Source organism: Mesorhizobium sp. CO1-1-8, from assembly GCF_020164875.1.
Lineage (GTDB): Bacteria > Pseudomonadota > Alphaproteobacteria > Rhizobiales > Rhizobiaceae > Mesorhizobium.
The window spans coordinates 199,829-224,971 of sequence record NZ_JAIUGZ010000004.1; the positions used below are offsets into that span (position 1 = coordinate 199,829).

Annotated in this window: 21 protein-coding genes and 1 pseudogene; 12 read left to right on the plus strand and 10 right to left on the minus strand. The window is 64.3% G+C overall.

The genetic code is table 11. The features are described from left to right. Window positions 1-3: 3 nt before the first annotated feature. Entirely contained in the window at window positions 4-1,989 is a 1,986-nt protein-coding gene (locus tag LB558_RS09880; protein ID WP_412033456.1) for a hypothetical protein, read from the minus strand. Window positions 1,990-2,478: 489 nt separating this feature from the next. On the opposite strand from LB558_RS09880, the gene dnaK reads away from it, so the two are divergent. From dnaK to LB558_RS09925, 9 genes are all read left to right on the plus strand, one after another. After that, complete coding sequence (gene dnaK, locus LB558_RS09885; RefSeq protein WP_224697388.1) at window positions 2,479-4,395, plus strand: molecular chaperone DnaK; 1,917 nt, start codon at window positions 2,479-2,481, stop codon at window positions 4,393-4,395. A 212-nt stretch (window positions 4,396-4,607) separates the two neighbouring features. Next, window positions 4,608-5,738 (plus strand): molecular chaperone DnaJ, encoded by a 1,131-nt coding sequence (dnaJ, locus tag LB558_RS09890; RefSeq protein ID WP_023810873.1) that lies wholly within the window; start codon window positions 4,608-4,610, stop codon window positions 5,736-5,738. Between the two features lie 166 nt (window positions 5,739-5,904). Beyond that, window positions 5,905-6,510, plus strand: coding sequence for a phospholipid N-methyltransferase PmtA (pmtA, locus tag LB558_RS09895; RefSeq protein ID WP_224697389.1), 606 nt, complete (start codon window positions 5,905-5,907; stop codon window positions 6,508-6,510). Window positions 6,511-6,826: 316 nt separating this feature from the next. After that, complete coding sequence (locus tag LB558_RS09900; RefSeq protein WP_224697390.1) at window positions 6,827-7,423, plus strand: NADPH-dependent FMN reductase; 597 nt, start codon at window positions 6,827-6,829, stop codon at window positions 7,421-7,423. Then, the gene (pyrF, locus tag LB558_RS09905; protein WP_224697391.1) at window positions 7,420-8,133 is read left to right on the plus strand and encodes an orotidine-5'-phosphate decarboxylase; all 714 of its coding nucleotides are present in this window, start codon (window positions 7,420-7,422) and stop codon (window positions 8,131-8,133) included. The genes LB558_RS09900 and pyrF overlap by 4 nt, the downstream gene beginning before the upstream one ends. Window positions 8,134-8,165: 32 nt before the next feature. Continuing rightward, window positions 8,166-8,453, plus strand: coding sequence for a DUF1330 domain-containing protein (locus LB558_RS09910; RefSeq protein WP_023762651.1), 288 nt, complete (start codon window positions 8,166-8,168; stop codon window positions 8,451-8,453). Between the two features lie 283 nt (window positions 8,454-8,736). After that, entirely contained in the window at window positions 8,737-9,057 is a 321-nt protein-coding gene (locus LB558_RS09915) for an ArsR/SmtB family transcription factor (RefSeq protein WP_027040204.1), read from the plus strand. Continuing rightward, on the plus strand, window positions 9,054-9,518 hold the full coding sequence (locus tag LB558_RS09920) for an SRPBCC family protein (protein WP_224697392.1): 465 nt from the start codon (window positions 9,054-9,056) through the stop codon (window positions 9,516-9,518). Before LB558_RS09915 ends, LB558_RS09920 begins: the two co-directional genes overlap by 4 nt. Before the next feature lie 38 nt (window positions 9,519-9,556). Then, complete coding sequence (locus LB558_RS09925) at window positions 9,557-9,967, plus strand: GFA family protein (protein WP_224697393.1); 411 nt, start codon at window positions 9,557-9,559, stop codon at window positions 9,965-9,967. A 105-nt stretch (window positions 9,968-10,072) separates the two neighbouring features. On the opposite strand, the gene LB558_RS09930 is transcribed toward LB558_RS09925, so the two are convergent. The 6 genes from LB558_RS09930 to LB558_RS09955 form a co-directional block, all read right to left on the minus strand. Continuing rightward, the gene (locus LB558_RS09930; protein ID WP_224697394.1) at window positions 10,073-11,185 is read right to left on the minus strand and encodes a D-alanine:D-lactate ligase-like protein; all 1,113 of its coding nucleotides are present in this window, start codon (window positions 11,183-11,185) and stop codon (window positions 10,073-10,075) included. Between the two features lie 126 nt (window positions 11,186-11,311). After that, window positions 11,312-12,193, minus strand: a complete 882-nt coding sequence (locus LB558_RS09935) for an SMP-30/gluconolactonase/LRE family protein (protein ID WP_224697395.1) — start codon at window positions 12,191-12,193, stop codon at window positions 11,312-11,314. Beyond that, the gene (locus LB558_RS09940) at window positions 12,190-12,831 is read right to left on the minus strand and encodes a 2-dehydro-3-deoxy-6-phosphogalactonate aldolase (RefSeq protein ID WP_224697396.1); all 642 of its coding nucleotides are present in this window, start codon (window positions 12,829-12,831) and stop codon (window positions 12,190-12,192) included. Before LB558_RS09940 ends, LB558_RS09935 begins: the two co-directional genes overlap by 4 nt. Then, window positions 12,828-13,781, minus strand: coding sequence for a 2-dehydro-3-deoxygalactonokinase (locus LB558_RS09945; RefSeq protein WP_224697397.1), 954 nt, complete (start codon window positions 13,779-13,781; stop codon window positions 12,828-12,830). The genes LB558_RS09940 and LB558_RS09945 overlap by 4 nt, the downstream gene beginning before the upstream one ends. Beyond that, window positions 13,778-14,545: an SDR family NAD(P)-dependent oxidoreductase gene (locus LB558_RS09950; RefSeq protein WP_224697398.1), complete on the minus strand. Its 768-nt coding sequence runs from the start codon at window positions 14,543-14,545 to the stop codon at window positions 13,778-13,780. Before LB558_RS09950 ends, LB558_RS09945 begins: the two co-directional genes overlap by 4 nt. 265 nt (window positions 14,546-14,810) lie before the next feature. Beyond that, entirely contained in the window at window positions 14,811-16,160 is a 1,350-nt protein-coding gene (locus tag LB558_RS09955; protein ID WP_224697399.1) for a putative bifunctional diguanylate cyclase/phosphodiesterase, read from the minus strand. A 221-nt stretch (window positions 16,161-16,381) separates the two neighbouring features. On the opposite strand from LB558_RS09955, the gene gshB reads away from it, so the two are divergent. The 3 genes and pseudogenes from gshB (at window position 16,382) to LB558_RS09970 (ending at window position 19,850) form a co-directional block, all read left to right on the plus strand. After that, window positions 16,382-17,323 (plus strand): glutathione synthase, encoded by a 942-nt coding sequence (gene gshB, locus LB558_RS09960; protein ID WP_224697400.1) that lies wholly within the window; start codon window positions 16,382-16,384, stop codon window positions 17,321-17,323. Window positions 17,324-17,506: 183 nt separating this feature from the next. Continuing rightward, a pseudogene (locus LB558_RS09965) lies at window positions 17,507-19,035 on the plus strand (YifB family Mg chelatase-like AAA ATPase). A gap of 275 nt (window positions 19,036-19,310) precedes the next feature. Then, window positions 19,311-19,850, plus strand: a complete 540-nt coding sequence (locus LB558_RS09970) for a J domain-containing protein (protein ID WP_127261448.1) — start codon at window positions 19,311-19,313, stop codon at window positions 19,848-19,850. A 129-nt stretch (window positions 19,851-19,979) separates the two neighbouring features. Here the strand turns inward: LB558_RS09970 and LB558_RS09975 are convergent, their stop codons facing one another. From LB558_RS09975 to LB558_RS09985, 3 genes are all read right to left on the minus strand, one after another. Then, window positions 19,980-22,148, minus strand: coding sequence for a malate synthase G (locus LB558_RS09975; protein WP_224697402.1), 2,169 nt, complete (start codon window positions 22,146-22,148; stop codon window positions 19,980-19,982). A 98-nt stretch (window positions 22,149-22,246) separates the two neighbouring features. Then, window positions 22,247-24,289, minus strand: coding sequence for a hydantoinase/oxoprolinase family protein (locus LB558_RS09980; RefSeq protein ID WP_224697403.1), 2,043 nt, complete (start codon window positions 24,287-24,289; stop codon window positions 22,247-22,249). Window positions 24,290-24,451: 162 nt separating this feature from the next. Further along, window positions 24,452-25,078, minus strand: coding sequence for a CDGSH iron-sulfur domain-containing protein (locus LB558_RS09985; protein WP_224697404.1), 627 nt, complete (start codon window positions 25,076-25,078; stop codon window positions 24,452-24,454). Between the last annotated feature and the right edge of the window lie 65 nt (window positions 25,079-25,143).

Here is a 25,143-nt window from a genome sequence, read left to right on the forward strand (position 1 = left end):
TCCTCAACGTTCGCAGCTGACGGCTGGGGTTCTGAGCGGCAAAGTCATCTTGCAGCAAGGGTAGTAGCCACCCTTGTCCTTGTCGGACTTCCTGTAGAAGCAGAGCCCGACATCGACTGTGTCGCCCGGATAGTGGCCGGTGATGTCGATTGTGTAAGGCTTGCCGGGCGCATGCGACTGGGATGATGTCACCCCGACGCCTGGTGTCCTGGACTTTGTCTCATTCGAAGGTTGGGCCTTGATCGAATCGCCGCCGAAGCCGGCATGGTCATGGAGATAGAGATCGGCCTGGAGGCCGCGAGGCGTGCAGTAATACCTGATATCCTCGACATCGATGCACGGAGGCAGATTGCCGGGCGGTGGGAAGTCCGGCGGGTAGAAGGGGGGCAGATAGCCGCCCGGGATTTCTTCATAATAGCCGGCGCGGCCCTCACAGGGATGCCAGACGGCAACGTCGCCGACATGACCCTCGACCTCCGGGTCTTCGAAATAGCCGTCGAAGTCGACGAACCAGGAGCCGAAAGGCGGCACATTGGCCGGCTTGACGAGCTCTTTCGGCGTGATCTGCACGCCATGCACGGCCAGCGGCCCGCCGGCGGCGAGCTGTTCGGCGAGTGAAGGATTGTCGCGCAGCTTGTCGCCGGTGTTGACCAGCGTCTGGGTGCAGACCGAGGTGTCGAGATTGCCGTCGGCGTCATAGCCATATTGCAGGTCTAGACCGCCGGCCGACAGCCTGAAACCCTGCGGGAAGCCGACCCCATATTCCTGCGGCACTTCGACCCAGACCGATTCCGTTTCCGGATCGTCCGGGCTCTCTCTGAAGTAGCGGATGACCTCGCCTTTGCCGGAATCGGCAAACTGGCTGTAATCGTAGCGGTTTTCGACCGGGCCGCGCTGGGCCAGGTACATGAAGCCGCTGTTGTCGAAGGCGATGTCGGTGACGGCGTAGTCCTTGTCGGCCTTGACCGTCAGTTCCCAGCGCGGGTCGCCGGCAAAACTGCCGTCGCGGGCAATGCCCACCGACCAGATTTCCGACTTTTCGCCGACCGAGTAGTAGAGCCGGCCGCCATGGTAGGAGACGCCCCAGACGCGGCGCTCGTCCTGCGTGTAGCCCCAGCTGTCGGGGTCTTCGCTGTCGAAGGCCGCGCCTTGTATGTCCATCACCGACCCGTCGTCGGCGACGGGAGCGAGCCCATGTGCGGGACGGCCGGCAACGCCGTGATCGAAGCTGTCGATCAGCCTGCCTTCGGCGTCGATGCGATGGATCAGGCCGGTATCGAGATCGGACGCAAAGAACTGGCGATGAGTGGCGTCGAAATTGAGATTGCCGATGCCGGGACCGCTGTTGGTGTCGATGTCGGCGAATTTGGAGACCTGGCCGGTGATGCCGTCGATCTTCCAGACGGTGCCCGGCCCGCCGCCGTTTTCGGTGCCGAACTGGCCATCCATGAAGGTGGCGCCGGCAGCGCCGCGGCGCTGCCGCTCGGGGCGGCCGTCATCGTCGGCGTCGGGCGTGACGATGCGGATGCCGTGCAGCGAGGTGGCGCCGGCATAGAGATTGGGAATGCCCGATGGAACGCCGTCGCGCACGCCATCGTCATAGGTGACGCCGAACACCTGGCCGATCTGCTCTGCCGTGACCTCGAAAGGCGGCGGCGTGTTGACCAGCTGGCCGGCGGCCGGTCCGCCCAGATGCGAGACGTCGAACACCCGCAAGGTGGCGCGCGTGGTGTCGATGAAGGTTTCGTCGACCGGATCGACGCCGGGCGGCAGGCCCCCCTTTTCGGAGTCAGAAGAATCGAAATTGGGAATGACGGTGCCGGAGAATCCGGTCACCGCCATCGAACCGGGATAGATGATCCGGGTTTCCTGCGCCTGGGCGGCGCCCAGCCATAGGCCGAGTGCCAGCGCCAGCACCCCGCCTGGATGCACGGCGCGACGCAAGCCGTCATCAAGAGACGACACGAACGAGCCGCGGATGCGAGACATGACACTACCCCCCGTAGTCGACGGGAGAACGTCGGATCTGGCCGCGCAAATCAGGGCAAGGCGCGGCGGTCCGGCTCGTTCTTCCCTGATCGAATTGTCTGCTTTCCTCATTGTCACGATACGCCTGCTCTTACGCAGGGTCAACGGAATCAGCGGAAAGCCCAGCGCATCGACCCTGTCCCGAAGGCGGTGGTCGCGCCGAGCTCCTGTTGTTCCCGGAGACCGCTGAGCCTCTGGGTTATTGGTCATGGGGGCTTCCTTTCCGGGCCGCACCATGCGGCACCTGGAGATCAGTCGCAGGCGGAGACGGAAAGGTTCATGGAAGCCTTGCGCAGAATGCTTGCGCGCGATGCCGGCTGTTCTTATATACGCGCCAAGCCGTTCGGCGCCGGAATGCCGGTTGCCGGAACGGGATTTCTTGTGAACAGGGGCTTTCGTCGGAACGCCTGTACGGGTCCAGAGAGCCTGCTTAGCGGAGAGACTAGAAAAATGGCAAAAGTAATCGGTATCGATCTCGGCACAACCAACTCCTGCATCGCCATCATGGATGGCAAGGAGCCGAAGGTAATCGAGAATGCGGAAGGCGCGCGCACGACGCCTTCCATCGTCGCCATCAGCGGCGACGACGAACGTCTGGTCGGCCAGCCGGCCAAGCGCCAGGCGGTCACCAATCCTGAAAACACCATCTTTGCGGTCAAGCGCCTGATCGGCCGCCGCTATGACGATCCGGTGACGGAGAAGGACAAGAAGCTTGTCCCCTACAAGATCGTCAAGGGCGACAATGGCGATGCCTGGGTCGAGGCCGGCGGCAGGAAGCAGTCGCCCTCGCAGATTTCGGCCATGATCCTGCAGAAGATGAAGGAGACGGCGGAAGCCTATCTCGGCGAGAAGGTCGAGAAGGCGGTCATCACCGTTCCGGCCTATTTCAACGACGCCCAGCGCCAGGCGACCAAGGATGCCGGCAAGATCGCCGGCCTTGAAGTGCTGCGCATCATCAACGAGCCGACCGCGGCAGCGCTTGCCTATGGCCTCGACAAGAAGGAAGGCAAGACCATTGCCGTCTATGACCTTGGCGGCGGCACGTTCGACATTTCGGTGCTCGAGATCGGCGACGGCGTGTTCGAGGTCAAGTCGACCAATGGCGACACCTTCCTCGGCGGCGAGGATTTCGACATGCGCCTGGTCGAATACCTGGCGGCCGAGTTCAAGAAGGAACAAGGCATCGACCTGAAGAACGACAAGCTTGCCCTGCAGCGCCTCAAGGAGGCGGCTGAAAAGGCCAAGATCGAGCTGTCGTCGACCACCCAGACCGAAATCAACCTGCCCTTCATCACCGCCGACGCGACCGGGCCGAAGCACCTGACGCTGAAGCTGACGCGCGCCAAGTTCGAGCAGCTGGTCGACGACCTGGTCCAGCGCACGATTGCCCCTTGCAAGGCAGCGCTCAAGGATGCCGGCCTGAAGGCCGGCGAGATCGACGAGGTTGTCCTGGTCGGCGGCATGACCCGCATGCCCAAGATCCAGGAGATCGTGAAGCAGTTCTTCGGCAAGGAGCCGCACAAGGGCGTCAATCCGGATGAGGTCGTCGCTCTCGGCGCCGCCATCCAGGCCGGCGTGCTCCAGGGCGACGTCAAGGACGTGCTGTTGCTCGACGTGACGCCGCTGTCGCTCGGCATCGAGACGCTGGGCGGCGTGTTCACCCGCCTGATCGAACGCAACACGACGATCCCGACCAAGAAGAGCCAGGTGTTCTCGACGGCCGAGGACTCACAGTCGGCCGTGACCATCCGGGTTTTCCAGGGTGAGCGCGAAATGGCCGCCGACAACAAGGCGCTCGGCCAGTTCGACCTGGTCGGCATTCCGCCGGCGCCGCGCGGCGTGCCGCAGATCGAGGTCACCTTCGACATCGACGCCAACGGCATCGTCAACGTTTCGGCCAAGGACAAGGGCACCGGCAAGGAGCACCAGATCCGCATCCAGGCATCGGGCGGTCTTTCGGACGCCGACATCGAGAAGATGGTCAAGGACGCCGAGGCCAATGCCGAGACGGACAAGAAGCGGCGTGCGCTGGTCGAGGCTCGCAACCAGGCCGAAGCGCTGCTGCATTCCTCGGAGAAGTCGCTGAAGGACTATGGCGACAAGGTTTCGGAAGGCGAGCGCACGGCGATCTCCGACGCGATCGCGGCGCTGAAGACCGCGACCGAAGGCGACGACGCGGCCGACATCGAGGCTAAGAGCCAGGCGCTTGCCGAGGCTTCGATGAAGCTTGGTCAGGCCATGTACGAGGCTTCGCAGAAGGAAGCGGCGGAAGCCGACGCCGAGGCGGACGCCGCCAAGGACAGTGACGTTGTCGACGCCGATTTCGAGGAAATCGACGAGGACGACGACAAGAAGAAGTCGGCCTGAACCGTTTGACGGCAAGATAAAGCGAAAAGCCCGGCGAAGGCCGGGCTTTTTTGCAACCCGTTGCAGAAAAACAGCGGGCCTTGCTGAAAAAATGCAGGCAAAGCCGCGTCGACACTGGCATCCCCCTTCCATCGCACCTAAATCGAAGCGTCAGTGCCGGCAAGAGACGCAACAATGCTTCAAGACGTTGAGCATCCGGACAGCGGGAAAAAATGAAAGCTGATTTCTACGAGACGCTGGGCGTCCAAAAAGGCGCCGACGAGAAGGAGCTCAAGAGCGCTTTCCGCAAGCTCGCCATGCAGTTCCATCCCGACCGCAACCCCGGCGATCATTCCTGCGAGCACAAGTTCAAGGAAATCAACGAGGCCTACGAGACGCTGAAAGACCCGCAGAAGCGCGCGGCTTATGACCGCTTCGGCCACGCCGCCTTCGAACAGGGCGGCATGAATGGCGGCGCGCAAGGTTTCGGCGCCGGCGGTTTCGCCGATATCTTCGAGGATATTTTCGGCGACATGATGGGCGGGCGCCAGCGCCGCTCGTCGGGCGGCCGCGAGCGCGGCGCCGACCTGCGTTATAACATGGAAATCACCCTGGAGGAGGCTTTTGCCGGCAAGACCGCGCAAATCCGGGTGCCGGCGTCGATCTCGTGCTCCGAATGTTCGGGCAGCGGCGCCAAGCCCGGCACCCAGCCCGTCACCTGCTCGATGTGCAACGGCCACGGCAAGGTGCGCGCCACGCAAGGATTCTTCTCGATCGAGCGCACCTGCCCGCAATGCCAGGGGCGCGGCCAGACGATCAAGGATCCGTGCCCGAAATGCGCCGGCCAGGGCCGCGTCACCGAGGAGCGTTCGCTGTCGGTCAACATCCCGGCCGGCATCGAGGACGGCACCCGCATCCGCCTTGCCAATGAGGGCGAGGCCGGCCTGCGCGGCGGGCCCTCGGGCGACCTCTATATTTTCCTGGCGGTCAAACCGCACGAGTTCTTCCAGCGCGACGGCGCCGATCTCTATTGCAAGGTGCCGATCTCGATGACGACGGCCGCCCTTGGCGGCTCCTTCGAGGTGACGACGCTGGACGGCACGCAGACCAAGGTCAAGGTGACCGAAGGCACGCAGAACGGGCGCCAGTTCCGCCTGAAGGGCAAGGGCATGCCGGTGCTGCGCCAGCCCAATATCGGCGACCTCTACATCCAGACCGCGGTCGAGACGCCGCAGAACCTGACCCGCCGCCAGCGCGAACTGCTGGAGGAGTTCGAACAGCTCTCCTCGCAGGACAATTCGCCCCAATCGAGCGGTTTTTTTGCCCGCATGAAGGATTTCTTCGAGTCCTTCGGCGAGCGTTGATGCACTTTGGCCCGCGTAAGCCGATTTGCGACGCGTAAATCCTTGAATCGCGTCACCGCTTGAGACGCGACGAAAATTATCTTATCCACGACATGCGTCCGGCCGCGCCTTGCCTAGCACCGCTCAGGTGCTAAGTAACTTGCGGGGAGCGCTGAGGAGAGCTTGCATGACACGTGGCCCTGGACTGCGGAAGGCGCTTGTCGAAAAGTTCGACGACGAACTCAAATTCTTCAAGGGCTGGATCGACAAGCCGAAGACGGTTGGCTCGATCGTGCCGACCAGTTCGATCACCGCGCGCAAGATGGCTTCGATCGTCAACCCTAAATCCGGCCTGCCGGTGCTCGAGGTCGGTCCCGGTACCGGCGTCATCACCCGCGCCATCCTCGCCCAGGGCGTACCGCCCGAGAACCTCTACGCTGTCGAGTATTCCACGGATTTCGTCCGTCACCTGCGGCGGCTTTATCCCGGCGTCAACGTCATCGAGGGCGATGCCTTCAACCTCAACGCCACGCTTGGCGACAAGAGCGGGATGATCTTCGATTCCGTCGTTTCTGGCGTGCCGCTGCTCAACTTTCCAGTCGCCCAGCGCATTGCCTATATCGAGAGCCTGCTCGACCGCATCCCGGCCGGACGGCCGATCGTGCAGCTGACCTATGGCCCGATGTCGCCGATTCCGGCCGGCCGCGGCGACTACACGGTCAAGCATTTCGACTTCATCTTCCGCAACATTCCGCCGACGCAGCTGTGGATCTATCGGCGCGAGGCGCACTAATTCCTCGGTGCAGAGCCGTTCGCGATTCCTAGCGGTGACTGCATAGCTCAGCGATTGGCGGAAACATCCCTCACGTCGTCATCCACGGGCGGAGCAAGGAGCGCAGCGACGCGGCGCAGATCCGAGGATCCATGCCGCGACATCAAAGCGCTGCTGCTGTGCAAAACTCTGCTCCGCGGCACTCTTCGTCAAAGGTCGCGGCATGGATCCCAGGGTCTCCGCGACGGAGCTTCACCCCTGCTTCGCCCAGGAATGGCGAAGTTGGCGTTGATTTGGGCGGCCTCTGGCTGTACCTGTCCGGGAACAAGGGTGGCCAATGGCAGTGATCCCGAAAATCCTCGTCTTCGCCGGCTCGGTGCGCAGCGGCGCCTACAGCGGCAGGACGGCCGACGTGGCGCAAAAGGAACTTGCCATGCAAGGGGCCGAGGTGACCCGCATCTCGCTTGCCGACTACCCCCTGCCGATCATGGACGAGGACCTGGAAAAGGAAAAAGGCGTTCCTGAAAACGCCCAGAAACTCGGCCGTCTGATTGTCGCCCATGACGGGCTGCTGATCGCCACGCCCGAATATAACGGCTCCATTCCGCCGCTGCTCAAGAACACGATCGATTGGGTGAGCCGGGTGCGCAGGGATGCCGGTCGGCCGGTCAGGCCGCTGGCCGGCAAGGTCGTTGGCCTCTGCTCGTCCTCCAGCGGCCACTTTGCCGGCATTCGCTGTATCAACCATCTGCGCGCCGTTCTGGTGCGCTGCCAGATGGAAGTGGTGACGCCGGAATGCTCGGTGCCCGAGGGCGGCGACGCCTTCGACGAGGACGGGAATTTCCGTGACGAAAGATTGCACAAATCGATGGAGCATCTATGCCGCACGCTGATCGAAACCTCGCGCATGCTGTCCACCCGGATAGAGACATGATCGCCGGTGCCTTGCAGGCCAAATCCATGCAGGAAAGACTGATCGTCGGCCTCGACGTGCCGACTGTGAGAAAAGCCGAGCAGGCGGTGCGCGAACTCGACGGCGTCGTCTCATTCTACAAGATCGGCTATCAGCTGGCCTTCGCGGACGGGCTCGACTTCGCCAGGGAACTGGCCAGCGGCGGCACCAAGGTCTTCCTCGACATGAAGCTGCTCGACATCGACCACACGGTGGCCAAGGGCGTCGAAAACATCGTCAAGATGGGCGTGACCATGCTGACCATCCATGCCTATCCCAAGGCGATGGCGGCGGCTGTGGAAGCAGCGCGCGGCAGCGACCTTTGCCTGCTTGCCGTCAGCGTGCTGACCTCGATGGACGAGCAGGACATGATCGACGTCGGCTATGAGTACGACCCGCATACGCTGGTGCTCAGGCGCTCGGAACAGGCGCTGCATGCCGGCATGGGCGGCATCGTCTGCTCGGCCGCGGAGGCCGAAGCGGTGCGCCGCATCGTCGGACCCGACATGGCGGTGGTGACGCCCGGCATCCGGCCGGCGGGCAGCGATCATGGCGACCAGAAGCGCGTGGTGACGCCGGGCCAGGCGATCCGCAACGGCGCCAGCCACCTCGTCGTCGGCCGTCCGATCGTGGCGGCGGCCAACAAACGGGAAGCGGCCGAAGCCATCCTCGACGAAATGCGCTCTGCCTGAGACTTCCAAGAACAAATTCGGAGACTAGGAAAATGCCCAAGGGATACTGGATCGCCCGTGTCGATGTGCGCGACGCGGAAGGCTACAAGGACTATGTCGCCGCCGCCAAGCCCGCCTTCGAGCGCTTCGGCGCGAAGTTCCTGGCGCGCGGCGGTGAGCATGAAAAGGCCGAAGGCCCCGGCCGCGCACGCAACGTCATCATCGAGTTCGAATCGCTCGCCGCCGCACATGATTGCTACCACTCGCCGGAATACCAGCGCGCCGTAGCCATCCGTCAGAAGGTCGCCGACGGCGAAATCGTTCTGGTCGAGGGCGCCTGAGGTCCTGCAAGCATAGGTCCGAAGAAGTCATTCCGGTTTTCGCCGGAAATCATGCTCAAAATCGGATAAAGCCTGGCGGCGTTTGAAGCCCGCAGGCTCATCTTCCATATTTTTGCTCCGCGATTTCACGGTGATCTGCCTGGCGCAGCTGCCAATTGCGGAGCCGTGCCGATGAGCGGTCAACCCGAAAAGTGTTCGCTCGAGGTCATTCCGCGCGGGTCGAATTGCCGGTTGACATGCAGGTTTTTACCTGCCTATTATGCCCTACAACAGAGTGAGGCAGATGGACGCCGACAAGGTTTTCAAAGCGCTGGGCGACCCGACACGCAGAAGGCTGCTTGACCTTCTTTGCGAGCAGAACGGGCAGACGCTCAGTCAGCTTTGCGAAAACCTGGACATGGCCAGGCAATCCGCCACCCAGCACCTCGACCTGCTGGAGGCGGCCAATCTGGTGAGCACGGTCAAGCGCGGCCGAGAGAAGCTGCATTTCATCAACCCCGTGCCGCTGCACGAAGTCTACGAGCGCTGGGTGCGTAAATTCGAACGGCAGCGGCTCAGCTTGCTGCACGACCTGAAGCAAGAACTCGAAGGAGAAGACCAATGACCAGGGAAACGACCAGCTTTGTCTACGTGACCTATATCCGCTCGACGCCGCAGAAGGTGTTCGAGGCCATAATCAAGCCCGATGTCGCAAAGCGCTACTGGGGCCACGAGAACGTCTCCGAATGGACGCCGGGCTCGAAATGGGAGCACATCCGCGCCAATGACGAACGGACCGTCGAACTCGTCGGCAATGTCGTCGAGATTTCGCCGCCGACCCGCCTCGTCATCACTTGGGCGAACGCTTCTCAGGCCGACGATCCATCGAAAACCAGCCGGGTGACGTTCGCCATCGAGGAATACGACACCATGGTGCGGCTGACCGTCAGCCATGACGAACTCGAGGCCGGCAGCGGCATGGCGAAAGGCGTCAGCCAGGGCTGGCCGGCGGTGCTGTCCAGCCTGAAATCCTTCCTCGAAACCGGCAGCGGCATCGACATTTTCGCCAAGCCGAAATCGGCCTGATGCGACCTCAAGCAGAATCAGGCCCGTGGAGAATGACAATGACCAAGCGCTATACCGGCGGCTGCGCATGCGGCGCGATCCGTTACGAAACCAATGACGAGCCGATCTTCCAGAACCACTGCCAGTGCAGCGATTGCCAGAAGCGCTCAGGCACCGGCCACGGATCCTACCTGACCTTCGGCCAGCGCGCCGATATGGCAATTACCGGGGAGGTGAGTACCTGGCGCGTGGCGGGCGCCAGCGGCAATGAAAAAATCCACACCTTCTGTCCAACCTGCGGAACGCCGGTGTTTCTGATATCCGTCGCCATGCCCGAATTTATAGTGGTCCACGCGGCCAGCCTCGACGATCCGGAACAGTTCAGCCCGCAGATGGTGACCTACACGAGCCACGGCCATGCCTGGGACAAGATGGATCCGTCCTTGCAGGCAGTCGAGCGAATGCCGTAGTGAAACGCGTCTGCTGATCGGCCCGCGATCTGCCCCCGCGCCTGTTAGAGCATTCACCGTTTCACGGAAACGGCGAGCTGCTCTACTCTTTGTTTTGACGCAATTCTAGACGGAAAACCGCTTCACACTTTTCCTAGAATTGCTCTCGGCGCGATGCTCTTGGCCGATCAGCCGGCTGACCGCGGTTTCGGCCATGGCGTCGACAAGCTCAAGGCCCCATTGCTGGCGGCAATAGGCGCGAAAATCGAAGCAGGGCAGGCCGGGGCAAACCTCGAACTCGATGAGGTGGACGGTGTCGTCGGCCTCGACCCTGAGATCTATGGAAAACACATCGCGCAGGCCGAGCCCGCTCATCAGCCGCCCGGCGATCGCACGTATCGTGGCGTCGGCGGCCGGCTGGCTGTCGGCGACCGCGACGAGTTCCGGTTCGGCATAATGTCCCGCCGCTTTCGCTGCCTCGCCGGTGTCGCCGTAGAGCGCCAGACTATCCGCCATGGTCTGGAAATCGGCGCCTGAATCGACAAAGGCGACGCCAAGCACCTCGACCCCGGCAGCTGGCACGAGGCTAAGGAAACTGGCGCGCACGTTGCGGCCGGCGACATAGGGCTGGACGACGACATCGTCGCGATAAGCCGAAAAGACACGCCGGCTAAGCTCCAATGCATGGTCGAGCTCGGTGACACGCGAATCCGGCCAGATGCCGATCTTAGCGCCGAGCCGGTTGGGCTTGACGAACCAGCCGGCGCGCGAGGCCGGCGGCTCGACCAACCATCTGCCGTCGCGCGAAAGACCAGCCTGCGGCACCGGCAGGCCGAGCGCGCCGAGCACGGCGCCTGAGCGGAACTTGTCCTGGCAGAGCGCGAACAGCGCATCGTCTGCGCCTATCGTCTTGAAACCGCCCAATCGCGCCAGAGCGGGCGCCGCGCCGCCGCGGAAATAGGCGATGCCATCGGTCAGCGTCCAGACCAGTGTTGTGCTGGGGTGCTCGCCGGCGAGCACGCTGGCGGCCTCGTCGAGCGCCACTGCGGCAAAAGACAGGCCGCGCGCCTGGCAGGCGCGGCCAAGCGCCTCGAATTCAGCGGCGAGGTCGGTCGACTGCGCCAGATAGGACGCGATTTCGGCGGCTCGCCGCGGCGCATGACCGTCGGCGACCAGACGGTCCAGGCAGGCCTTTTCCGGCTCATGGACGAGGATCAGTTTCGGCTTGCGGCTGGGCATGAGATGACGATCCCCGGCAGTAGGATTGCCTACCATCGCACGGTGAAGACGTCAGGCTCTCGCGAAACCGACACGGTGCGGGCGGTTGCGTGACAACGCACCGTCCGACCGCAGAATCCAGTTCGCTCAGGCGATCAGCACGCGCGGCTCGAAGCGGCCGTTGACGGGAATATCGAGCAGAAAGGTCATGCCGCCCTGCAGATCCAGCAGGCGCTGTTTCTCATCCTTGCCCGACCAGGCGGAGGTAACCGCCAGCCGGTCGGCCTTGGCGCCGACAAAGGCCGGGCAGGATGGCTGCGTCACCGGCATGGCGACCGTGCGGACGAGCTTGCCGTCGGGTCCATAGGCTTCGATGACACTGCCGCCCCAGACTGCGTTCCACAGGATGCCATCGCGGTCGAGCACAGACCCGTCGATATAGCCCTTGGCCGAGCGGTGATCGACGAACAGCTTCGGCTCACCTGCGGGCAGACCGGTCGCCGGGTCGCAGGCGACGCGCATCAGCAGCCCGGTCGAGGTGTCGGTGTAGTAAGCGAGAGCGCCATCTTCGGTAAAACAGATCGAATTGGAGACAGTGATGTCCGAAAACAGCTGGCGCAGTTCGCCCTTGAAAAACCAGTAGATCGAACCCGCGCCTTTTTCCTCACCCTTGCCCATGGTGCCCATCCACAAGGCGCCGCAGGGGTGGACCCGGGAATCGTTGGAGCGCGTGACTGGATTGTCGGCCTCGACGGGCGTGTGCAGCGTCAGTTTGCCGGTCGCGACATCGCGGACATAAAGGCCGGTCTCGGCGGCGATCAGCTGGCGCTTGTCGTCGATGACGGCGATGGCGCTCGCCATTTGGCCAAGCTCATGGACGGTGGTCGCGCCGCCGGAAAGCCGCTTTTGCAGAAGCTGGCTGTTGACGATGTCGAACCAGTAGAGCGTATCGGTGGCGGGATCGTAGCTCGGCCCCTCGCCGAGCTGGCAGACGTGATCGGAAAAAACCGAAACGATCGCTTCGCTCATCCTGCTTCTCCGAACACCGCATCCCAGGCCGCGACGGCAGCATGCGCACGCTCGGCCACCTCGTCGACGCTCATGCCCGGCTTGAACAGGCTGGAGCCCAATCCAAAGGCGGTCACGCCGGCCGCCTTGTAGCCGGCAAAATCTTTTTCGGAGACGCCGCCGACGGCACCGATCAGCGTTTGCGCCGGCAACACGGCGCGCATCGCTGAAATGCCGCCGGCACCGAGCACGCTCGCCGGGAAGAATTTCAGGGCCGAGGCGCCGAGCTTGATCGCCTGGAAGGCTTCGGTCGGCGTGAACACGCCGGGCATCGTCACCATGCCGTAGTGCATGGCGCGCGCCATCACCTCGGCATCGATGTTGGGACTGACCAGCAGCCGCCCTCCGGCCTGGTGCAAGCCATCGACATCGGCCGGCGTCAGCACCGTGCCGGCGCCGACCAGGGCCGTTTTCGGCAGCACCTGGACGATGCGGGCGATCGACGAGAACGGTTGCGGTGAGTTCAGCGGCACTTCGATCGCCTCGATGCCGGCATCGAACAGCGCTTGGCCCATGGCCATCGCCTCGGTCGACTTGAGGCCGCGCAGGATGGCGACCAACCCGCGTTTGAGCTTGGGGAAAGGTGCGGTCTGGCTCATCGAGCTGCTCCAATTCTGGCGATCATGCCGTTCTCGCGCGCCGCCTCGATGAGTCCGGTACGCACCGCCTCGTCCGCGTCAACGGCCCGAACCTCAAGTCCGGCAAGGCCGAGTGCCTCGCGGTACAGAGTTCCCAGCGCGCCGGACGCAATCAGCACCACGGGTTCCGCGCCGGCGCCGTGACGGCGGCTGGCGGAGGCGATCTCGCCGCCGATCAGGAGGCCGGACAGGCAGGCGGCGGCATCGTCGGCTTTCAAATCCTGCAGCAAGCCGGCGGCGCGGATAGAAAACAGCCGCGAGGTGACATCGCCGCCATCACCCAGCGCCGTTTCGCACCAGCGGCGGAAGAACGGATTGTCCGATGTGACGGGCTTCGGATGTTCGCCGAGCGAATGGCGCAGGATCGAGTGCTCGGCAAGCACGGAAAACAGTTCTCCGGTCGGCCACGTGCCGAAGCCGGCAACCGCGCCATGCTCGACCAGCACCCATTTCGAATGGGTGCCGGGCATGCAGACCAGCTGGCGCCCCTTGGCCGGCAGGCCGGCGCCGGCAAGCTGGGTTTCCTCGCCGCGCATGACGTCGGGCGCATCGGTCAGGCGCTGGGCAAGGCCCGGAACGATGCGGATGTCGCGGCTCTGGCCGGGCACGCTGGCAGCACCTGCAAGGATGGCACTAAGCGGCGCCGGCACGGTGACGTAGGGTGCTTCGAGCCAGCCCTGGCGGGATCCGGCCATGCCGCAGATGATGACGGGCAGCGCCGCTGGTGCTCCCATCGCCGCCAGATGCCCTTCGAGGATGGTCGAAAAGCCCTTTTGCTGGGCGGTGATCAGGCCATCATCGCCACGGCGTTCGGCAAGCACCTTGCCTTGCCCATCGATCAGCCAGACCCGCATGCGGGTCGTGCCCCAGTCGACGGCGGCGACCGCCGGTGCGTTGCCGGCTGGGTTCACAGGAAACCTCCATCGACGATCAGCATCTGCGCGGTCAGCATGCGCGAGGCGTCCGAAGCGAGGAACAGCACCGTGCCGACGATGTCGTCGGGCTGCATCACCTGCTTGATGCACTGCTTGGCGACGTGGGCGGCAAGCCCCTGTTCGGTCACCCAGAGCTCTTTCTGCCGCTCGGTGATCACCCAGCCAGGCGCAATGGCGTTGACGCGGATGCCGTCCACACCGAGCTTGCCGGCCAGCCCCTTGGTCAGGCCGAGGATGCCGGCCTTGGCGGCCGTGTAGGACGGCATGTCGGGGTGGTTGATCAGATAGGATGTCGAGGTGAAGTTGATGATCGAGCCGCCGCCGGCCCGCTTCATGCCCGGCGCCACCGCCTGCGCGGTGAAGAAATGCGGCCGCAGATTAATGGCCTGGTTGTTGTCCCAGAACTCGACCGTCACGTCCTCGACGGCGTGGCGCTCGTCCCAGGCCGCATTGTTGACCAGCACGGTGACATCGCCATGCGCCTCGGCCGCCTGGGCCGCCGACGCACGCAAGGCATCGACGTCGCGCAAATCGGTCTTGAGATAGAGCGGACGCTTGCCGAACGCTATCTCGATGCGATCGGCGAGTATCGTGCTCGGACCGTCGGCGATGTCGATGAAGGCGACATTGGCGCCCTGGCGCACAAAACCCTCGGTCAGTGCAGCACCTATGCCGGAGCCGCCGCCGGTGATCAGCACCGAGGCTCCTTCGAGGTCGGCAAAATGCGCCGATGGCATCATATCTGTTCTCTCCAGCGCATGACCCCGAAAATCGGATCGATTTTCGGAAAGGGATCATGCGCAAATGTTAAATGTTACAGCGTCCTTTGCGCGTCTTGAAAGACGCGCGGCGTTGTTGCGTGACCGGCGCGCATCCTAGCCACGCAAGGCGCGCGGGCAAGGGCGAACCGTCGAATTTCAGGGCTTATGTCAGACAAAACGACAATGCGCCGCACCGGATGCGCATAGCGGCAGCATCAGGATTGCGGATCGCGGGGATCGCCGGTCAGATCGCCTTGGCGCGCAGGGCGCCGCGGAAAGAATCGCGGAGATAGCCGAGCGTGGCGTCGGCATCGACCGGCTTGCCGAACAGATAGCCCTGCCCGCCGGCGCAGCCGAACTGGACGAGGCGATCGGCCTGCGCTTCCTGCTCGATGCCCTCGGCGACGACGTCCATGCCGAGCCCCTCGCACATGGCGAGGATGGCGCGGATGATGTGTTCCGACGGCCTGTCATCGAGAATGGAGGAAACGAAGGCGCGGTCGATCTTGAGCTTGTCGAAATGGAATTCGCGCAGACGGCCGAGCGAGGACTGGCCGGTGCCGAAATCGTCAAGCGAGACGCGGATGCCGACGCGGCGCAGATCCTCGACGATCTGCGCCGCCGAGGCTGGGTCGTTCATCAGGCCGGTCTCGGTGATCTCGATCTCCAGCCGGCGCGGATCGAAGCCGGTGCGGTCGAGGATCGCCAGTATGTGCAGGCCGGTGTTCTGGTCGACGAGCTGCGATGGCGACAGGTTGAAGGACAGGAACAGGTCCTTCGGCCAGCTCCTGGCGGCCTCTGTCGCCTTGCGCAGCACCAGCTGCGACAACGGGCCGATGATGCCGCGCTCCTCGGCGATGGGAATGAAGACGGTTGGCGGCACCGATCCGAGATCGCGGTCGGTCCACCGCGCCAGCGTCTCGAAGCCTATGGTGCGGCGCGTGTTGAGGTCGACGATGGGCTGGAAATGCGGCTCCACCTCGCCGGCCGAGACCGCCCGGCGCAGCGCCTGTTCGATGCGGGTGACGCGCTTGGCCGCCTCTTCCATCTCACGGGTGTAGACGACGACGCGGCCACGGCCGGAACGCTTGGCGTGGTAGAGCGCCGTTTCGGCCTTGTTGATGAGGATCTCCGTGGTCTCGTCGCCCGAATAGAACAGCGAGCAGCCGACCGAGGCCGAAAGCCTGGCGGTGCGTTCGCCGACATCGTAGGGCGCCGACAGGATCTCGATCAGCATGCGGGATTTTTCGGCCGCCGCCTCCTCGCTGAACACCATCGGATAGAGAAAAGCGAATTCGTCGGCGCCGATGCGACAGACCGTGGAATGACCGTCCATCGAGGCGCGCAGCCGCATCGCCACCTGGATCAGGATATCGTCGCCGGCCTTGTGGCCGAACAGATCGTTGATCGGTTTGAAGCCGTCGAGGTCGAGAATGCCGACCGTAAAGGGCGCGGGATCGTCGGCACGGTCGGCGATCAGGCGATCGACCTTGTCGAAGAAGCGGCGATGGTTGCCAAGCCCGGTCAACGGATCTGTGAACGCCAGATCCGTGCTCTCCCTGTTTGCCTGACCGGTGCCAAACGAAGTTTGCATCGGTGTCCCTGTTTTGTGACGTCGGAATTTGTTTTCAGACTGGCAGCAAACCCTTTAGGAAACGTATCGCGAAATCGATTTTCCATGAGCACCCGCGACCTGTTTCGAAGGATCGATGTGAGGTGCGCATTCGGGGTTCAGATGCCAAGTCGCGATTGGCAGACGGGCAGCGAGCCTGTACAGGCAAGACAGTTGTCCATCCGAGCCGCCGGAGACCCGCCATGAAGCTGAAAATCGCCGTCCAGATGGACCACATCTCCACCGTGTCGATCGCCGGCGACACCTCGTTCGCGCTGTCGCTGGAAGCGCAGCGGCGTGGCCATGAGCTGTTCCACTACACGCCGGATCGGCTGTCGTTGCGCGACGGCAAGGTGTTTGCCCGCATCGAGGAAATGCAGGTGCGCGACGAGAAGGGCAGCCACTATTCGCTGGGCGAGAAGGTGCGCACCGACCTCTCGGAAATGGATGTCGTCCTGCTGCGCCAGGATCCGCCCTTCGACATGAACTACATCACCACCACGCACATCCTGGAGCGCATCCATCCGAAGACGCTCGTGGTCAACGACCCGGCCTGGGTACGCAACAGCCCGGAAAAGATCTTCGTCACCGAATTTGCCGACCTGATGCCGGACACGCTGATCACCAAGGATCCACTCGAAGTTGCCGCCTTCCGCAAGGAGTTCGGCGACATCATCGTCAAGCCGCTGTACGGCAATGGCGGCGCCGGCATCTTTCATCTGCTCGAGGGCGACCGCAACCTTGCCTCGCTGCTGGAAATGTTCGGCCAGATGTTCCGCGAGCCCTACATCGTGCAGCGCTACCTGAAGGATGTGCGCAAGGGCGACAAGCGCATCATCCTGATCGACGGCGAGCCGGTCGGCGCCATCAACCGGGTGCCGGCCGAGCATGATTCCCGCTCCAACATGCATGTCGGCGGCCGCGCCGAAAAGACCGAGCTGACGGAACGCGAGCGCGAAATCTGCGCCCGCATCGGCCCGGCGCTGGAGGAGCGCGGCTTCATCCTCGTCGGCATCGACGTCATCGGCGACTACATGACCGAGATCAACGTGACCTCGCCGACCGGCGTGCGCGAGGTCAAACGCTTCGGCGGCGCCGACATCGCCAGCCTGTTCTGGGACGCGGTGGAGGACAAGCGGAAGTAGGCCGTTTTCATTTTGTCTTAACCATGTTCCGTTTTTGCAACCGCGCTCAATTGTGCTGCAACCCAAGCGGTCATGTGTTCCCGTAATGTTCTTGATTTGACCGTGGAAGTGTGATTGTCTGCCCCAGGGGGCCGTTCCTGGCCTGAATGCAGGGCTGGGGCCAGCCTGAATTGGGGTTGCACGATGGTGGCGCGGGTTCGCACGGTCGCTTTCCAGGGCATCGAGGCCGTGCCGGTCGACGTGCAGGTGATGATCGCGCCCGGCAAGGTCAACATGCACATCGTCGGCCTGGGCGACAAGGCAGTGGCCGAAAGCCGCGAGCGGGTGCAGGCCGCACTGCATGCTTCCGGCCTGTCGATGCCGTCGAAGAAGGTGACTGTCAATCTGGCGCCGACCTGCCGAAGGAAGGCAGTCACTACGACCTGCCGATCGCGCTTGGCCTGATGGCTGCCCTTGGCGCCATTCCGGGCGACATGCTGGCCGGCTATGTCGTGCTTGGAGAATTGTCGCTCGACGGCACGATTGCCGCGGTCGCCGGCGCCTTGCCGGCGGCGATCGCCGCCAATGCCGAGGGCAAGGGCCTGATCTGCCCGTTCGCCTGCGGACCTGAGGCGGCCTGGGCTGGAAAGGATTTCGACATTCTGGCACCGCGCAGCCTGATTGCCATCGCCAATCATTTTCGCGGCACGCAGGTGCTGTCGCGCCCCGAGGCCGGCATCCACGCCGCGGCGCGCGACCTGCCCGATCTCGCCGACATCAAGGGCCAGGAGACCGCCAAGCGGGCGCTGGAAGTGGCGGCCGCCGGTGGGCATAATCTGCTTATGATCGGGCCGCCGGGCTCGGGAAAATCGATGCTGGCGCAGCGGCTGCCGTCGATCCTGCCGCCGCTGGCGCCGAAGGAGCTGCTCGAAGTGTCGATGATCGCCTCGGTGGCAGGCGAGCTCGGCGAAGGCAAATTGACCGACCGGCGGCCGTTCCGCGCGCCGCACCACTCGGCCTCGATGGCGGCCATGGTCGGCGGCGGCATCCGCGCGCGGCCGGGCGAGGTGTCGCTGGCCCATCACGGCGTGCTGTTCCTCGACGAGTTTCCCGAGTTCACGCCGCAGACGCTCGATGCGCTGCGCCAGCCGTTGGAGACCGGCGACTGCATGATCGCGCGGGCCAACCATCGCGTCACCTATCCGGCGCGCATCCAACTGGTGGCGGCGATGAACCCGTGCCGCTGCGGCATGGCCGGCGAGCCGGGCTATCGCTGCCTGCGCGGCGAGCGTTGCCGCACCGACTACCAGGCGCGCATTTCGGGCCCGCTGCTCGACCGCATCGATCTCAGGATCGAGGTGCCGGCGGTGTCGGCCAGCGACTTGATCCGGCCCGACCGAGCGGAGAAAAGCGCCGATGTGGCGATGCGGGTGGCACGTGCCCGCACCATCCAGCGCGAACGCTTCGAGCGGCTCGGCGCCACCCGCGCCACCACCAACGCGCATTGCGCGCCCTCGGTCATCGAGGAGATCGCCATGCCTGACGCCGCCGGGCTGTCGCTGCTCAAGGACGCCAGCGAAAAGCTCGCCTTTTCGGCGCGGGCCTATCACCGCGTGCTGAAAGTGGCGCGGACACTCGCCGATCTCGACGCCAGCGAAACCGTCGGCCGCATCCACCTGGCCGAAGCGATTTCCTATCGCATGAGCTCGGAGCGGATGGCGCAGGCGGCGTAGGTCACTCGCCGCCCGACAAGCCGACCTCGCCACATTTGCCTTCCGCGATCACGCCATAACCCGGCCCCCTGCGAATCGATCCTTTCCGCGGTGCGGCGGACCTGATTGTCCGCTTGGCCGGCGTCCTCACCGCCCAACGGCCCGACCGGGCGCCGGCCATTTTCTTCCTCCTCCAGAAGCGTGGACGTCATCGACGCCGGACCAAAGTCTTGGTCTCCGCATTGGACATTCCTTATTTAGACAATGCGAATATAATTGCGGTCGGGGAGCCCGCTATGTTCATTGACTATTACGAAGTTTTGGAAGTTAGTCCGAACGCCAACTCGGAGACGCTGGAGCGCATATTTCGCTATTTTGCGATGCGCTATCATCCCGACAATCGCGAAACCGGCGATGAAGCCCGCTTCAGTGAAATCGTGGAAGCCCACAACACGCTCAAGGATCCGGTCAAACGGGCTCAATACGACATCGCGCACAGGGACCATGCCGGCCTTCGCCGCGAATTGGCCGAGGAAGCCAGCAGCACCAAAGGCGTCGAGCGGGATGTCGTGATCCAGGCCAGGCTGCTGTCGCTGCTTTACGCCAAGCGCCGGCACGACGTCAGCAATCCCGGGATCGGTGATGTGGAGCTCGAACGCCTGTCAGGCTGTCCGCGAGAGCATCTCGAGTTTCATCTCTGGTATCTGAAAGCGAAGGGCTGGATAGCAAGGGTGGAAAACGGGACGATCGCGATTACGGTGGAAGGCGTCGATCGGGTCAACTCCGAACACCGTCGCGATCCCACCATCCGGCTCCTGGACCATGCAGCCTCCTGACGCCTCACTCCGGAGGAAGCCAGGCCGAAAACCCGCCGCCCATACACGGCAGCGCCGCTGGTTGAGAGAAACGCGGCTGATCAAGACCGTTGGCGGCAATCACGCCACCGATCCGCCGTTTGTGCCTGCTCAGCTCTGCTGCGCCTTCAGTTCCAGCCGCCGCGCGTGCAGCACCGGCTCGGTGTAGCCGTTGGGCTGGACGCGGCCCTTGAAGATCAGGTCGCAGGCGGCCTGGAAGGCGATCGATCCGTCGAAATCGGCCGCCATCGGCTGGTAAAGCGGGTCGCCCTTGTTCTGGCGGTCGACGATGTCAGCCATGCGCTTCATCGTCGCCATCACCTGGTCCTCGCTGCACACGCCGTGGTGCAGCCAGTTGGCGATGTGCTGTGAGGAAATACGCAGTGTCGCACGGTCTTCCATCAGGCCGACATCGTTGATGTCAAGCACTTTCGAGCAGCCGACGCCCTGGTCGATCCAGCGCACGACATAGCCAAGAATGCCCTGCGCGTTGTTGTCGAGTTCCTTCTGGATGTCCTCGGGCGACCAGTTCGGCCGCACCGCGACCGGCACCGACAGGATGTCGTCGAGCCTGGCCTTCGGCCGGTTCTTCAGCGCCGCCTGCACGGCGTGGACATCGACCTTGTGATAGTGCGTGGCATGCAGGGTCGCCGCCGTCGGCGACGGCACCCAGGCGGTGTTGGCGCCGGCCCTGGGGTGGGCGATCTTCTCGACCAGCATCGCCGCCATCAGATCCGGCATCGCCCACATGCCCTTGCCGATCTGGGCGTGGCCGGCCAAGCCGCATTCCAGCCCGATGTCGACATTCCACGCCTCGTAGGCGGAAATCCAGGCGGCCTGCTTCATGTCGCCCTTGCGGATCATCGGGCCGGCTTCCATCGAGGTGTGGATCTCGTCGCCGGTGCGGTCGAGGAAGCCGGTGTTGATGAACACGACGCGCTCTTTTGCGGCGCGGATCGCCTCCTTGAGGTTGACGGTGGTGCGCCGCTCCTCGTCCATGATGCCCATCTTGATGGTATTCTCAGTCATGCCGAGCAGCGCCTCGACGCGGTCGAATATCTCGACGGCGAAAGCGACTTCCTCCGGCCCATGCATTTTGGGTTTCACGACGTACATCGAGCCCGCGCGGGAATTGGCGCGGCGGCCGTTCGGCCCTACATCGTGCAGCGCGATCAGCGCCGTCATCGCCGCATCCATGATGCCTTCAGGGACCTCGTTGCCGTCGCGGTCAAGAATTGCCGGGTTGGTCATCAGGTGGCCGACATTCCTGACCAGCATCAGCGAGCGGCCGGGCACGGTCAGCGTGCCGCCGGCGGGCGCGGTGTAGGAGCGGTCGGGATTGAGCTTGCGGACAAAACTCTTGCCTCCCTTGGTGATCTCTTCCGCCAGGTCGCCCTTCATCAGGCCGAGCCAGTTGCGGTAGGCGACGACCTTGTCTGGCGCATCCACCGCGGCGACCGAATCCTCGCAGTCCTGGATGGTGGTCAGCGCTGATTCCAGGATGACGTCGGCGATGCCCGCCGGATCGGTGCGGCCGATCTGGTTGTTGCGGTCGATCACGATCTCGATGTGCAAGCCGTTGCGCACAAGCAGCACGGCATCGGGATTGGCGGCATCGCCACGATAGCCGACGAATTGCCTGGGGTCGGCCAGCGTCGTCGAGCCGGCGCCGGCGCTCAGCCGCAAGGCGCCTTGGGCCAGCGACAGACCATTGACGCCGGCCCATTTGCCCGAAGTGAGCGGGGCAGCCTCGTCAAGAAAGGCCTTCGTCCAGGCAACGACCTTAGCGCCGCGCGCCGGATTGAAGGCTTTGCCCTTTTCGGCGCCATCCGTTTCGGGGATGGCGTCGGTGCCGTAGAGCGCATCGTAGAGCGAACCCCAGCGCGCATTGGCGGCGTTGAGCGCATAGCGCGCATTCATCACCGGCACGACCAGCTGCGGGCCGGCAACGATTGATATTTCGGGGTCGACATTGTCGGTCGACACGCTGAAGGCCGGGCCTTCGGGAACGAGGTAGCCGATCTCTTTCAGAAAACCCTTGTAGACATCCATGTCGATGGGTGCGCCATGGTCGCGATACCAGCCGTCTATCTGTTCCTGGATGGCATCGCGCTTTGCCAGCAGCGCCCGGTTCTTCGGCGCCAGGTCATGGACGATGGCTGAAAAACCGTTCCAGAAGGCGTCCGCTTCGATCCCCGTGCCCGGCAGCGCTTCCCTGGCCACGAACTCATGCAGCTCGCGGGCAATCCGCAATCCGGCGATCTCGATGCGGTCGGTCATCAGGCTACTCCAGATGAAAGGCTTTGCGGGCCTTTGGCATGTCGGGTTTGCCGGGTCAATTCAGCTTAGGGTGAAGGTGGCGTATTTCGCCGTCTCGCTCAAATCGCAATGCGCGGCCTTCCCGAGGCCACGGCCACGACATGCGCCTCGATGAACATGCGCTGGGCCTCGACGGTCGAGACCCGGAATTCGGTGGCGACGTCGATCTCGGCGCTGTCGGTGCCGGCATCCCTGGCGCGCTCCGCGACGATGGCGCGGACATCGGCCTCGGCCGCCGCGATCGCCGTCGCCTCGTCGAGGAAATCGCGCACGGTCTCGCCCGAGGCGAGACGAAACAGCCCTTCCTGGGGCTGGCTGACGCGCGCTTCGGCCGATACCCTGACCTGGCCGACGACGGCGCCGAGCGCGTTGGCGACATCGGTATCCTCAGGCACCACGCAGTCATTGCCGATCAGGTCGGCCAAGCCGGCATAGTGCAGCGGCGCCGAGGCGCCGAGGCCGATGACCGGGCGGTCGAGCGCAACGCTCAGGCGGGCGATGCCGGGATGCGCGTCGACCGCGCGCTGCACCAGGGCGTGCGCCACCGTCGACGCGCCATCGAGCCCATCCTCGGCAAAGGCGGTTTCGAGGATATATTCGGCCGACCAGCGCGTCAGCGTCACCAGCACTCGTTCCGAGATCGCTTCGGGCGAAGCAGCGATGTTCTGGCCACGGCCGTCACGCTTGCGGGCGAACAGTTCGGCGCCGAGGCGCGCGGCGATGGGGTCCCAGTTCGCCTGCTTGCCCAGCACGTGGGCGGCGTCCGACGGGGTGAAGCCGGCGACATGCACCAGCCCGCGCGACACCAGCCGGTTCAGCGTCGCGTTCTGGGCGTTGGAGGTCAAAAGCCTGTCGACGGCGAGCGGCACGGCACCAATGGCCTCGTAAAGCCTGGCTTCGGCGCCGGTCAGGCCGGCGGCGAGCCGGTCGGGCACGCCGGTGCGCACCGCGAAACGGCCGTCCATGCGGCCGGGATTGGGCGCGCGCAGCTGGCGCTCCAGCTCTGAAATCACCGCTACGCCATGCGCCATGCCGGCCAGCGCCAGCGGCACCAGGCGGCGCGGCCCGAGCAGGATCTTCGGGTTGAGCGCGCCATCTTCCAGCGCCACTTCGGAATCGCCGCCGAGGCCGAAGGTGCGCATGGCGACAGCCTCGACCATGGTGCGGAAGCCGCCGACGGTGGCGCCTTCCGGATCGAGCCTGGGACGGCCGCCGTCGAGCACGGCGACGTCGGTGGTGGTGCCGCCGATGTCGGACACCACGGCATTGTCGAGCCCGGTCATGTGGCGGGCGCCGACCAGGCTGGCGGCCGGGCCGGACAGGATGGTCTCGATCGGCCGCTGGCGGGCAAACGCCGCCGAAACCAGGGCGCCATCGCCGCGCACCACCATCAGCGGTGCCGCAATGTTGCGCGCCTCGAGAAAACCTTCGGTCGCCGCCACCAGCCGGTCGATCATCGAGATCAGCCTGGCGTTGAGCAGCGTCGTCAGCGCCCGGCGCGGGCCACCGAGCTTGGCCGACAGCTCGTGGCTCGATGTGACCGGCAGCCCGGTCTTTTCGCGGATCAGTTCGCGGGCGGCGATCTCGTGTGCCGGATTGCGGGTGGCGAAATAGGCGCAGACGGCAAAGCCGGACACCGAGGCGCCGAGTTCGGGCAGCACTGCCTCCAGCCCGGACAGATCGAGTTTCGCCGCGTTGCCGTGCACATCATGGCCGCCCGGACAAAAAACCACCGGGTCGGTGCCGAGTGCTGCCTTCAGCCCGTCGCGAGCCAGGTCGCCCTCGGAAAAGCCGACCATCACCAGCGCGACGCGGCCGCCCTGGCCCTCGACCAGTGCGTTGGTGGCCAGCGTCGTCGACATCGACACCAGCTTGATGGCGGCGGGATCGGTGCCGGCCTTTTGCAGCACCGCGTCGACGGCGCCGGAAATGCCGACGGCGAGATCATGCCTTGTGGTCAGCGCCTTGGCCTTGGCCAGCACCTTGCCCTTGTTCGGCCCTTCTTGCGGGCCTTCCGTCTCAGACCACAACACGGCATCGGTGTAGGTGCCGCCGGTGTCGATCCCGAGGAACAGCGGCTTTGGCTTGGTCTTGGCTGTCATTTTTGGCGGCGGTCCGGCTGGGGAGTTTGTCTGCCCCTGCCTTTAGCCGAAGCAGGCCGGTCGATAAAGCTGCGAGCGCTGGGCCACGACAGAGTTCGATCTCCCCCTCGTCGGGGAAATGTCCGGCATCTCCCCGACGAGGGGGAGATTGGCAGCATCAACCTACCCCACAAACCCAACCTTCTTGTGCGTACCATCGCAGAACGGTTTGTTGGCGGAATGGCCGCAGCGGCAGAGGAAGGTGCGTTGCGTGCGGTCGACCGTGTGGCCGGTGCCGGTGACGATCTCGAGATTGCCCTCAAGCTTGAGCGGGCCATTGGTGGTCGGCGTCACTTTCAGCGGGCCATTCCTCGCCTCCAGCGCCGGCGTGTCCTTCAGCGTCGGCTCGCCGGTGGCGGCAAAACCGGATTTGGTGTGGCTGCCGTCGCAGAACGGCTTGCTTTCCGAAGCGCCGCAGCGGCAGAGCGTGGCACGATAAGAAGTCTCGCCGTCGAGCACGATCTCGGCGTGTACCGCCAGCGGGCCGTTTTCCCGCAGCCGCACCGTGTTGACCACCGGTGGTTGCTCCTGCGGTCCGCCATCCTTCCTGACATAGATGATGGCGCCCGAGGGGCAGCTTTCGGCGATGGCGACGACCTTCTCGACGCTGGCCGCCTCGGGATGGATCCACTGGCCCGGCGCGTTGGGCACGAAGACGCGCGGATCGCCGAGCACGCAGTTGCGCGAATGGATGCAGCGCTTGCCGGAGAATCCGACGTCGATCTTGTCGCTTTCGACCATGCCGGCCATAGCTGGGCTCCTTTTGCCTGAAGCACGTCGCATCCGATGGACGCGGCGCGCTCTGGGTATCTGTC

Coding starts and splice junctions, on each gene's coding strand:
- dnaK (WP_224697388.1), top strand. CDS start 2,479: ATGGCAAAAGTAATCGGTATCGATCTCGGCACAACCAACTCCTGCATC.
- LB558_RS09915 (WP_027040204.1), top strand. CDS start 8,737: ATGGACGCCGACAAGGTTTTCAAAGCGCTGGGCGACCCGACACGCAGA.
- LB558_RS09940 (WP_224697396.1), bottom strand. CDS start 12,831: ATGAGCCAGACCGCACCTTTCCCCAAGCTCAAACGCGGGTTGGTCGCC.
- LB558_RS09955 (WP_224697399.1), bottom strand. CDS start 16,160: ATGCAAACTTCGTTTGGCACCGGTCAGGCAAACAGGGAGAGCACGGAT.
- pmtA (WP_224697389.1), top strand. CDS start 5,905: ATGACACGTGGCCCTGGACTGCGGAAGGCGCTTGTCGAAAAGTTCGAC.
- pyrF (WP_224697391.1), top strand. CDS start 7,420: ATGATCGCCGGTGCCTTGCAGGCCAAATCCATGCAGGAAAGACTGATC.
- LB558_RS09975 (WP_224697402.1), bottom strand. CDS start 22,148: ATGACCGACCGCATCGAGATCGCCGGATTGCGGATTGCCCGCGAGCTG.
- gshB (WP_224697400.1), top strand. CDS start 16,382: ATGAAGCTGAAAATCGCCGTCCAGATGGACCACATCTCCACCGTGTCG.
- LB558_RS09935 (WP_224697395.1), bottom strand. CDS start 12,193: ATGAGCGAAGCGATCGTTTCGGTTTTTTCCGATCACGTCTGCCAGCTC.
- LB558_RS09930 (WP_224697394.1), bottom strand. CDS start 11,185: ATGCCCAGCCGCAAGCCGAAACTGATCCTCGTCCATGAGCCGGAAAAG.
- LB558_RS09920 (WP_224697392.1), top strand. CDS start 9,054: ATGACCAGGGAAACGACCAGCTTTGTCTACGTGACCTATATCCGCTCG.
- dnaJ (WP_023810873.1), top strand. CDS start 4,608: ATGAAAGCTGATTTCTACGAGACGCTGGGCGTCCAAAAAGGCGCCGAC.
- LB558_RS09880 (WP_412033456.1), bottom strand. CDS start 1,989: ATGTCTCGCATCCGCGGCTCGTTCGTGTCGTCTCTTGATGACGGCTTG.
- LB558_RS09900 (WP_224697390.1), top strand. CDS start 6,827: ATGGCAGTGATCCCGAAAATCCTCGTCTTCGCCGGCTCGGTGCGCAGC.
- LB558_RS09910 (WP_023762651.1), top strand. CDS start 8,166: ATGCCCAAGGGATACTGGATCGCCCGTGTCGATGTGCGCGACGCGGAA.
- LB558_RS09950 (WP_224697398.1), bottom strand. CDS start 14,545: ATGATGCCATCGGCGCATTTTGCCGACCTCGAAGGAGCCTCGGTGCTG.
- LB558_RS09970 (WP_127261448.1), top strand. CDS start 19,311: ATGTTCATTGACTATTACGAAGTTTTGGAAGTTAGTCCGAACGCCAAC.
- LB558_RS09925 (WP_224697393.1), top strand. CDS start 9,557: ATGACCAAGCGCTATACCGGCGGCTGCGCATGCGGCGCGATCCGTTAC.
- LB558_RS09985 (WP_224697404.1), bottom strand. CDS start 25,078: ATGGCCGGCATGGTCGAAAGCGACAAGATCGACGTCGGATTCTCCGGC.
- LB558_RS09980 (WP_224697403.1), bottom strand. CDS start 24,289: ATGACAGCCAAGACCAAGCCAAAGCCGCTGTTCCTCGGGATCGACACC.